General features: G+C 71.8%; 8 protein-coding genes and 1 pseudogene. 5 read left to right on the top strand and 4 right to left on the bottom strand.

Features of this window, described 5'->3' with window-relative positions; translation table 11 throughout:
- Positions 1-68 precede the first annotated feature (68 nt).
- Positions 69-926 (top strand): GlxA family transcriptional regulator, encoded by an 858-nt coding sequence (locus ACZ61C_RS42505; RefSeq protein ID WP_465313630.1) that lies wholly within the window; start codon positions 69-71, stop codon positions 924-926.
- A 65-nt stretch (positions 927-991) separates the two neighbouring features.
- The gene (locus ACZ61C_RS42510; RefSeq protein ID WP_465313631.1) at positions 992-1618 is read left to right on the top strand and encodes a response regulator; all 627 of its coding nucleotides are present in this window, start codon (positions 992-994) and stop codon (positions 1616-1618) included.
- Here the strand turns inward: ACZ61C_RS42510 and ACZ61C_RS42515 are convergent.
- Positions 1599-4994 carry an indolepyruvate ferredoxin oxidoreductase family protein gene (locus ACZ61C_RS42515; RefSeq protein WP_465313632.1) on the bottom strand — a complete coding sequence of 1132 codons (3396 nt, stop codon included), beginning with the start codon at positions 4992-4994 and terminating at the stop codon, positions 1599-1601. The two genes, ACZ61C_RS42510 and ACZ61C_RS42515, sit on opposite strands and share 20 nt — an antisense overlap.
- 155 nt (positions 4995-5149) lie before the next feature.
- Between ACZ61C_RS42515 and ACZ61C_RS42520 the strand changes: the two genes are divergently transcribed.
- The gene (locus ACZ61C_RS42520; RefSeq protein WP_465313633.1) at positions 5150-5590 is read left to right on the top strand and encodes an Lrp/AsnC family transcriptional regulator; all 441 of its coding nucleotides are present in this window, start codon (positions 5150-5152) and stop codon (positions 5588-5590) included.
- A 127-nt stretch (positions 5591-5717) separates the two neighbouring features.
- Complete coding sequence (locus ACZ61C_RS42525; RefSeq protein ID WP_465313634.1) at positions 5718-6941, top strand: HNH endonuclease signature motif containing protein; 1224 nt, start codon at positions 5718-5720, stop codon at positions 6939-6941.
- A 44-nt stretch (positions 6942-6985) separates the two neighbouring features.
- Here the strand turns inward: ACZ61C_RS42525 and ACZ61C_RS42530 are convergent, their stop codons facing one another.
- The 3 genes from ACZ61C_RS42530 to ACZ61C_RS42540 are packed head-to-tail and all read right to left on the bottom strand — an operon-like array spanning position 6986 to position 9739.
- Entirely contained in the window at positions 6986-7315 is a 330-nt protein-coding gene (locus ACZ61C_RS42530) for a hypothetical protein (protein WP_465313635.1), read from the bottom strand.
- 25 nt (positions 7316-7340) lie between these two features.
- Positions 7341-8969 (bottom strand): thiamine pyrophosphate-binding protein, encoded by a 1629-nt coding sequence (locus tag ACZ61C_RS42535; protein ID WP_465313636.1) that lies wholly within the window; start codon positions 8967-8969, stop codon positions 7341-7343.
- Entirely contained in the window at positions 8966-9739 is a 774-nt protein-coding gene (locus ACZ61C_RS42540; RefSeq protein ID WP_465313637.1) for a cyclase family protein, read from the bottom strand. The genes ACZ61C_RS42535 and ACZ61C_RS42540 overlap by 4 nt, the downstream gene beginning before the upstream one ends.
- Positions 9740-9858: 119 nt before the next feature.
- Between ACZ61C_RS42540 and ACZ61C_RS42545 the strand changes: the two are divergent.
- Positions 9859-10227: pseudogene (locus ACZ61C_RS42545) on the top strand (GntR family transcriptional regulator); the annotation flags it as partial.
- Between the last annotated feature and the right edge of the window lie 88 nt (positions 10228-10315).

Below are 10315 nucleotides of genomic sequence, written 5' to 3' on the forward strand. Positions count from 1 at the left end.
TGTTCTGTCGAGTGTGTTGGGGTTGGTTGGGTTTTGTGGCGGGGGCCAGGGGAGGGGGGGGGCGGTGTGTGCGGTGGCCTCCTTCCCTCGCCGGCCCCCCCCCCCCCCCCAACACCGGCACCCGGCTGGGCGCCGACCTCGACCTCGCGACGGCGGACCCGCGCGGCGCGACCGTGCTGGTGCCCGGCGGGCCGGAGTGGGTCCGCACGATCGCCGACACCGAGCTGGTCGCGCAGATCCGCCGGCTCGCCGACGGCGCGAGCCGCACAGCCTCGGTGTGCGCGGGCGCGTTCGCCCTGGCCGCTGCCGGGGTCCTCGACGGGCGGCGCGCCACCACCCACTGGGACCTCACCGACCAGCTCGCCCGCCGCTTCCCGCTCGTCCGCGTCGACGCCGACGCGATCTTCGTCCAGGACGGCCCGGTCATCACCTCGGCCGGCGTCACCTCCGGCATCGACCTGGCGCTCGCGCTGGTCGAGGCGGACCTCGGCGCCGAGACGGCCCGGCTGGTGGCCAAGCACCTGGTCGTCTTCCTGCAGCGGCCGGGCGGCCAGTCGCAGTTCAGTGTCCGGCTGGAGACCGGCCGCCCGCGCACCGAGCTGCTGCGGGCGGTGCTCGACGCCGTCGCGGCCGACCCGTCGGCCCCGCACACGCTCGACGACCTGGCGGCCCGCGCCGGGGTCAGCACGCGGCACCTGACCCGCCTGTTCCACGAGGAGCTCGGCCTGACTCCGGCCCGGTTCGTCGAGCGGGTGCGGCTGGAGTTCGCCCAGGAGCAGCTGGAAACCACGATCGACCCGCTCGACGTCGTGGCGCGGCGGTCGGGTTTCGGATCCGTCGAGACGCTCCGACGCGCCTTCGCGCGCGGCCTGGGCGTGACACCGAGCGACTACCGGGCCCGCTTCCGGACCACCGGCATCGGCTGAACCGGACACACCCGCCCATCCGTGCATCCAGGCAGGGAGAGGCGTGGAGCGAGGAGGCAGCCGTCGTGCGGATCGTGATCGCGGAGGACGACGCCCTGTTGCGCGAGGGGCTGGTGCTGCTCCTGCGCAGCGAAGGTTTTGCCGTCGTCGCGGCCGTCGACCACCCGGAGGACCTGGTGGCGTCGGTCGAGACGGAGGCCCCGGACCTGGCGGTCGTCGACGTCCGGCTGCCACCGACGTTCACCGACGAAGGGCTCCGCGCGGCGCTGGAAGCCCGGCGGCGCGCCCCGGGCCTGGCGATCCTCGCGCTGTCCGCCTTCGTCGAGGACGGCTACGCGGGTGACCTCCTGGCCGCGGACGGCGGCGGTGCGGGATACCTGCTCAAGGAGCGCGTGGGCCGGCCCGGCGAGTTCCTGGACGCCCTGCGCCGCGTCGCGGCGGGCGGCACGGTGCTGGATCGCGACGTCGTCGCCGTCCAGCTGGCCCGCCGCCGTCCCGGCGACCCGGTCACGTCGTTGACGGCCCGTGAGCGCGAGGTCGTGGCGCTGCTGGCCGAAGGTCATTCGGTGCCGACGATCGGCCGGCTGCTCGGCATCGGCACCGCGGCGGCCCGGCAGCACGCCGGGGATGTCAGCGCGAAGCTGCGCGTCCCCGACGAGGCCCAGGCGATGCTCAGCTACTTACGAGCGTGAGCAGCTCGGCCTTCTTCTCCCGGTAGCGGGCGACGTTGGCGAGCTTGACGTCCTCGTAGCCGCGGACCAGGTCCGGCAGCTCGGCCAGGGCCAGCACCCGCGCCCGGTCGACGTCGGCCGCCCGGAACGCCGCCAGCACGGTGCCGCGGTAGTCCTCGACCAGCTCGCGCTCCACCCGCCGGACCTCGGCGCGGCCGAACGGGTCGAACCGGGTGCCGCGCAGCCGCCGCAGCGCGTGCAGCAGCCGGAACGCCGGCCGGAACCACGGGCCCAGGCTGATCTTGCGCTTCATCCCGAGCGCGCGCAGCACCGGCGGGTGCAGCCGGTAGGCGAACCGCGTGCCCTCGCCGAACTGCTCGGCCAGCCCGGTCACGAACGCCGGGTCGAGCGACAGCCGGGCGACCTCGTACTCGTCCTTGTAGGCCATCAGCTTGTACAGGTGCTTCGCGACCGCTTCGGTGACCTCGGTCGGCCCGTCCTCCAGCACCCGCACCCGCTCGACGAACTCGGCGTACGCGCGGGCGTAGGCCTCGTCCTGGTAGGCGACCAGGTCCGGGACCCGGATGTCGAGCACCCGCGCCAGCTCGGACCCGGGCGCCGCGTGCACCAGTGCCCGCGCCGCCGGCTGCGCGACGGGGACCGCGGCGGTGGGTGACGTCGTCAGCGCGTCCGGGTCGGCGACCAGCTGGCGGCCGCGGCGGAACGCCTGGACGTTCGCGGTGACCGCGGTGCCGTTGAGTTCGATCGCGCGCTCGATCACCGCGGCCGGCAGCGGGATCACGCCGGTCTGGTAGGCGGCGCCGAGCTGCAGGACGTTGGCGAACTGGTCGTCGTCGAAGAGCGTCTCGGCCAGGCCGCGCGCGTCGAGCGAAACCGTGCGCGCCGCCGCTGCCTCAAGGGGCGCCAGGACACTGCCGGGGTCTGGGAAGGACACCGTCGTGTCGACGACCATCCGGCCGGTCGGGACCTCCGTGGTGGAGACGACGGCGGTCGTGCGGGCCGGGTCGGCGACCCCGAGGTTGGTCCGGTCGGCGCCGACCAGCGCGTCGCACGCCAGGTAGAGGTCGCATTCGCCGGTGGCCAGCTTCGGGGCCTGCTCGACCGGCTCCGCCGTCACCTTCAGGTCGGACACCACCGCGCCGCCCTTCTGCGCAAGCCCGGTCTGGTCGAGCGTGCGGACGTGCCGCCCGTCGAGCACCGCGGCGGTGGCGAGGATCTGCGTCACCGTCACCACGCCGGTGCCGCCGATCCCGGTGATCCGGACCGTGAAGTCCTTCGTGGCCGCCATCGCCGGCGCCGGGACGGCGTCAGCGGCGAGCTCGCCGAGCTTGCGGCGCTGCTTCTTCCCGGTCGGCACCACGGTGACGAACGACGGGCAGTCCCCGGCCAGGCACGAGTAGTCGACGTTGCACGACGACTGGTGGATCGTGGTCTTGCGGCCGAACTCGGTCGCCACCGGCTGCACCGACAGGCAGTTCGACTTGGTGCCGCAGTCGCCGCAGCCTTCGCAGACGCGTTCGTTGATCACGACCCGCGTCGCGGGCGTCTCCTGCTTGCCCCGGCGGCGTTTCCGCCGCTTCTCGGCCGCGCACTCCTGCTCGTGGATGAGCACGGTGACACCCTTGACGGCGGCCAGTTCCTCTTGCGTGGCCAGCAGTTCCGTGCGGTCGCGGACGTCGACACCGCCGGGCAGCTTGCGGCGGCGCAGCTTGCCCGGCGCGTCACTGGTGATCACGACCCGCTTCGCGCCTTCGACCAGCAGCAGCTCGGCGACCTTCTCGACGGGCAGCCCGCCGACGGCGTCCTGGCCGCCGGTCATCGCCACGGCGGAGTTGTAGAGCAGCTTGTAGGTGATGTTCACACCGGCGGCGACCGCCGCGCGCACGGCGAGGCTGCCGGAGTGGGTGAACGTGCCGTCGCCGATGTTCTGCACGAAGTGCTCGGCCTCGACGAACGGCGCCATCCCGATCCACTGCGTGCCCTCGCCGCCCATCTGCGTCACGCCGAGGACGGTGCCGACCTGGTCGGGCTCCATGAACAGGGCCATCGTGTGGCAGCCGATGCCGCCGCCGACCAGCGTGCCTTCCGGGACCTTCGTCGACGAGTTGTGCGGGCAGCCCGAACAGAAGTACGGCGTCCGCGCGAGCAGCGGCACCGAGATGCGCTCACGGCGACGGCGCGCGGTGAAGGCGTCCACCGACGGGATGCCTTCGGGCAGCCGCCGGGCCAGGCCGGTCGCGACGCCGTCCGGGTCCAGCTCGCCGAGCTCGGTGAACAGCCTCCGGCCGTCGCGGTCCTTCTTGCCGGTGATGGCGGGCGCGCCGGGAAGGCCGTAGAGGACCTCCTTGAACGCGGTTTCGATGAACGCCCGCTTCTCCTCGACCACGACGATCTCCTCGAGGCCGTCGGCGAACTCGCGGACGATCCCGGGTTCGAGCGGGTGGATCGCGCCGAGCTTGAGCACGCGGATGCCGTGCTTCGCCAGGCCTTCCTCGTCGAGGCCCAGCGCGCGCAGCGCCTGCTGCAGGTCCAGGTAGGACTTGCCGGCGGACACGATGCCGATCCGGTCGGCCGGTCCCCGGTGCGTGATCCGGTTGACCCCGCTGGCGCGCAGGTACTCCAGCGCGAGTGGCAGCCGGACGGTGAAGAGGCTGCGCTCCAGCTCGGCGAGGCTGGTGCCGAGCAGCCGTGACGTCGGTGTGTGGCGGTAGGCCTTGGCGAGCTCCGGTGCGGTCCACTGTGGACTGACGACCGCGGTGCCGGACGCGTCGGCCACGTTGGCCACGACCTTGAGCGACGTCCAGAGCCCGCTGGCCCGCGACAGCTCGACCGCGTGCATCCCGAGGTCGAGGACGTCCTGGGAGTCGACCGGGTAGAAGATCGGGATCGCCAGGTCGGCGAGGGCGAGCTCGGACGCGCACGGGACCGTCGAGGACTTGGCGTTCGGGTCGTCGCCGACCAGCGCGACCGCGCCGCCGCGGGGATCGGTGCCGGCGAGGTTCGCGTGGCGGAGGGCGTCGGAGGCGCGGTCGAGGCCGGGGGCCTTGCCGTACCAGAACCCGGTGACCCCGCGCCGCCCGCCGGCGCCCGCGACCAGCTGGCTGCCCATCACCGACGTCGCGGCCAGCTCCTCGTTGAGACCGGGCCGGTGGACGACGTCGTGCTTCTCGAGCAGCTTCGCGCGACGGCCGAGCTCGAGGTCGTAGCCGGCCAGCGGCGAGCCCTCGTACCCGGAGACGAAGACGGCGGGGTCGCCGCCGTGGGCGCGGTCGTGGCGGACGCGGTCGAACAGCAGCCGGACCAGGGCCTGCACCCCGGTCAGGTGCACGGTCCCCGCCTCCCGCAGGTAGCGGTCTTCCAGCGTGAACGTCTCCACGACGCGGTCCTCTCGTCCGGGTGTGCTTCGGGGCACAGTGCGGCGCGCGTCACCCTTGCGCAACAGGCATCGCCGGATCAAGGTCTCACACGCAAATTTCGGCGGGCATCCGCGTCGGCTGGCTCGGATTTTTGCGCGAAGTTACGCTCGGGCGCATGACCGACGAGCTGCTCGACGCGACCGACCACGAGATCCTCGGCCTGCTGCGCGAGGACGCCCGCCGCACGCTCTCCGACATCGCCGGGCGGGTCACCCTCTCGACCGCCGCGGTCAAGAGGCGGATCGACCGGCTGCGGGAGACCGGGGTGATCACGGGGTTCACCGTTCAGGTCGACCACGCGAAGCTGGGCTGGGGGATCGAGGCGTTTACCGAGTTGCGGTTTGTCGGGAACACGAAGGTTGCCGAGATCCTGCGTACTACCACTCGGATGCCGGAGGCTCAGGCTGTCTTCACCATTGCCGGGGATCCGGATGCTCTTGTCTGGTTGCGGGTTCGGGATATGGCTCATCTGCAGACCACTATTGATGAAATTCGGCGGCATCATCAGGTTACCGGGACCAAGACGTTGATTGCGTTGGAGTCCTGGGCTCGGTGAGTTCCCCACGCTGCGGATCTCGTCCTCTGGTTTTTCGTGTGGTTGGTGTTCTGGGGTGCGGACAGCTTGCTCTCTCGCCACCCTGTTGTGTGATGAACACTTGTTCGTCCTACGATATTCTTCCTGTGTGGACGGGAACTTTGTGCGGCGGGCCGATGCGGAGGCCCTGGCCGACCGTGTTGGGGCCTTGCTGGCCGTTGTTCGGTCTGCTGAGGCTGAGATGGGGGCGCTTCTTGTGGAGATTGAGGCGCGTGGTGTTCAGGAGCTCTTCGGGTATCGGTCTGTTTCTCGGCTTTTTGAGCATCTTGCTGATGTTCCTCGGGCTGCTGCCGAGCGTGTTGTGAAGCGGGCTCGGGCTCTCAATCCTGGTCGGGCTCTTGATGGCACTTCGGTTGCCGCTCTTGCTCCTGCCACTGGAGTTGCTGCTTCGGCGGGTTCCCTGAGCAATCCGATGATCGATACGATTGTCGAGGTGCTCACTCAGGTTCCGTCTGAGCATCGTGATGGCGCTGAATCTGACCTGCTCGCCTTTGCCGCCGACGCCGGGCACAAGCAGGTTGGTGCCTTGGGGGCGCGGATCGTTGCTCACCTGGACCCCGACGGTGCCGAACCCGACGATGCCGAATCTGGCGCTCCCCGTCGGGAACTTTCGCTGCGGCGCAAGAGATCCGGCATCTGGGAACTCTCCGGCCGGTTTGACGACGAAACGGGGACTCGCGCCAGCGCGTTGCTGGACTCGCTGGCCGAACGCCGCGCCGCGGACGACTTCCGCTCTCCGCAAGAACGCTACGGCGATGCCTTCTCCGATGCGATCGACCTTGCGCTCAACTCCCCGGACCTGCCGATGCAGGCGGGCGAACGAGCCCACGTCATGGTCGCCGTGTCGCTGGCCGACCTGAAGTCCGGTGTCGGCAAGGCCACCCTCGGCGACACCGGCACCATGAGCGCCGCCGACGCTCGTGTCCACGCCTGCGACAGCATGGTCATCCCCGCGGTCCTGGGTGAGAAAAGCGAACCGTTGAACCTCGGCCGTCTCCGCCGCCTGATCTCCGCGGGGCTGCGCCGGGCTCTTTACCTCCGCGACCGCGGGTGTGCCTTCCCCGGCTGTCACCGCCCACCCCGCCACTGCCAGGGGCACCATGTCCGCCACTGGGCCGAGGGCGGCCCGACGGACCTGAACAACCTGGTGCTGCTGTGTTCCCACCACCACCACCGGCTGCTGCACCGCTCGGGCTGGGAGGTCCGCATGGCCGCCGACGGCCACCCCGAATTCCTCCCGCCCGCCTTTCTCGACAAACGCCGAAAACCCCGGCGCAACAACCTCCACCAACCCTTGCCGTTCGCGGCCTGAGACAACCGAACAGGGGAAAGGCCCGCAGCCAACCGGCTACGGGCCTACGCCCACGCGTTCTCAGTTGCCGCGCAGCAGAATGCCCGACTGGCGCTCCCGCTCGAAGAACGTTTCCGGCCACTCGAGCCCACCCGGCGGTGTATCCAAGACAGTCGCCCGCCCGCGCAGCGGCTCTCGCGCTCCAGCTGTGCCACCGCTCCACTGCCGCCGTTGTGGGTCAAGTGGCCCAGGCCGAACAGCATCGACGCACGTCGATTCTTGTGCAGCACCTGCGTCTTCACCACGCTGACGTCCGGGACGTCGGCGCCCGCGATGTAGGCGTCCAGCAGGGGCTGGAGGCGCGAATTGCCGCACTCCACAGCGATGTCGTTCACGCGGCCCGGGAACCTCGGGGCGGGGTCAGTGCCGGAACGCCTCCGCGAGCCACCAGGAGCCGCCGTCGTCGGCGATCTTCGCGTCGATCACCAGGGGCGCCGACCTCGGGCCCGCGAGCCACTCGCGCACTGCGAAAAGATCCTCCGCCGAGCGCACCGTGACGCCGTCGCAGCCGAAGCCGCGGCCGATGGCGGCGAGGTCGGAGTCCGGGAAGCGGACCGTGGTCATGTCCGCGTCGCCGAAGTGGTGGACCTCCGCGCCGTACGCCGCGTCGTTGTAGACGATCACCACCAGCGGCAGGCCGAGCCGGACCGCCGTGTCCAGTTCGGACACCGCCATGTGGAACCCGCCGTCGCCGGTGCCCAGCACCGGCAGCCGGTCCGGGCGGGCGAGCGCCGCGCCGATCGCCGTGCCGAGGCCCAGCCCGATGCTCTGGAACGCCTGGGTGAAGCAGAACCCCTGCTCGTCGGGCACCGAGAGGTACGCGCTCGGGTACCCCATGAAGTTGCCCGAGTCGATCGAGACGATCCGCTCGGCGGGCAGCATCTCGTCCAGGAGCCGGCTGAGCGTCCGCGGGTCGATCCGGCCGCCGCGGGACAGCGACTCGTGCTCGACGTCGGTCCAGCGGCCGGACGCGATCCGCGTGGCGACCTCTTCGGTCCGGTACCCCACCGCCTTGTGGTCACCGAGCTCGCTCAGGACGTCCTCGGCCGTGCACCCGACGTCGCCGACCACGCCGAGCTCGATCGGGCGGTGCGCCCCGAGCGCGCTCTGCTCGAGGTCGACTTGGACGAGCTTCGCGTGCGGGCTGAGCAGCTTCCCGTGCCGGGTGGTCCACATGTTCAGCGCGCAGCCCCACCCGACCACCAGGTCCGCGCCGACGATCAGCTCGGCGGCCGTCGGCGAGGCGAACCCGCCGGAGATGCCCAGCGCGAACTCCTCACCGTGGAAGAGCCCGTGCGCGACCGCGGACGTCGCCAGGAGCGCGCCGCTGCGCGAAGCCAGCTCCCGCAACGGTTCCCGGCTGCCGCGGGCGCCCCGGCCGGCGATGAACACCGGCCGTTCGGCGGCCATCAGGAGGTCCGCCAGCTCCGAGGCCGCACCGATGTCGGGGCGCATCGGGGCCGGCCCGACCACCGCCGGCAACCGTTCCGGAGACTCCGGTGCCGGCTGGGCCTGGACGTCCAGCGGCAGGTTCAGCACCACCGTCCGGCGCTGCTGCCGCGCCGTCCGGAAGGCCCGCACGGTGTCGGCGACGGCGCTCGCGGCGGAGTGCACCCGCTCCGGGACCGCGCCGACCGCCGTGGCCAGGCCGTCCTGGTCGATGCGGAAGTTGGACAGCACGGACGCGCCCGCGGAGTCGGCGGTCAGCACGATCATCGGCGTCCGGCTCTTGGCCGCCTCGGTGATCCCGGTGACCGCGTTGGTCAGCCCGCAGCCCTGGTGCAGCGACAGCAGCGAGACCTTCCCGCTCATCCGGGCGTAGGCGTCGGCCATGCTCGCCGCGCCGCCCTCGTGGCGGGCGGCGACGAACCGGACGCCTGCCGCCCGCAGCGCGTTGGTCACCTCGAAGTTCCCGCTGCCGACCACGCCGAACGCGGTGCCGGCGCCGAGGCCGGCCAGGGTCCGGCCGACCAGCTCGGCGACGTTCACCGCTCCACCAGGGCCAGCACGCGGGCGGGGCTGCCCGACCCGCCCACGATCGGCAGCGGGGAGACGACCAGCAGCACGCCGGTCGGCGGCAGGGAAGCCAGGTTCTGCAGCTGCGTGAGGCCGTGCTTCCCGGCGCCCAGCAGCAGCTCGTGGCACGGGAACATCGGGTCGAGGCCGGGCGCCTGACCCGCGTCGGTGCCGATGGTCTCGACTCCGAGCCCGGTGATCGGGGTTTCTTCGGCGAGCCACCGCGCGCACTCGGGGGAGACGCCGGGGGAGTGCGACCCGGCCTCGTCGGCGTTGAGGAACTCGGCCTGGTCGGCGCTGCGCGCGTCCCAGCCGGTGCGGTAGAGCAGCCAGCCGCCGTCGGGCAGCGGGCCGTGCTCGGCCGTCCACGCGCGGACGTCGTCGATCGAGAGCAGGAAGTCGGGGTCCTGCGCCGCCTTCGCGGAGAAGTCCAGCACGATCGCGGGCGCGACCAGCGTCTTCAGCGGCACCGCCGAGACGTCGTGACCGTCCTTTCCGGACACCCAGTGCACGGGCGCGTCGAGGTGGGTGCCGGTGTGCTCGCCGGTGTGGATGTCGTTCCAGTACCACCGCGGGCCGCGCTCGTCGTAGCGGCTGATCTCCTCGAGGCGGAACGGGATGGTGTTGGCGAACGGCTCCGGCAGCTGCAGGATCGGCGTGCTCGAGCTCAGGGGAGCGGTGAGGTCGACGATCTCGACCGACCCGTCCGTGATCGCCTTGCTCAGCCCGTCCAACAACGACATGCCTGCCTCCCGGTGCCGGTGTGCGTCCCGTCCGGAACCCTATGCCCGGAGGGTCCGCCTTGACAGCACGATGTTCCCGGGTGTTGTCTTAATGTCGTAGGACAATAGGAGGGTGTGGGGTGATCGAGTTCGTCCTGGACGGCCGCTCCCGGGTCGCCACGTACATGCAGCTCGTCGTGCAGGTGAAGCAGGCGCTGCGGGTCGGCCTGCTGCGCCCCGGCGACCAGCTGCCGAAGGTGCGGGACGTGGCCCAGTCGCTGGCGATCAACCCGAACACCGTGCTCAAGGCCTACCGCGAACTGGTGCTGGAGGGGCTGGCCGAAGGCCGGCCGGGGGTGGGCACGTTCGTCACCGGCAGCCTGGCCGGCCCGTCGCTGGGCCACCAGGGCCGGCTGCGGGACGAGCTGGTGGCCTGGCTGGGGCGCGCCGAAGCCGCCGGGATGTCCGAAGACGACATCGCGGCACTGATCGAGACCACGTTGCGGGGGGGGGGGGGGGGGGGGGGGGAGGGGGAGGGGGGGGGGGGGGGGGGGGGGGGGGGGGGGAGGGGGGGGGGGGGGGGGTGGGGGGGGGGAG

Source organism: Amycolatopsis sp. NPDC104587, from assembly GCF_055583645.1.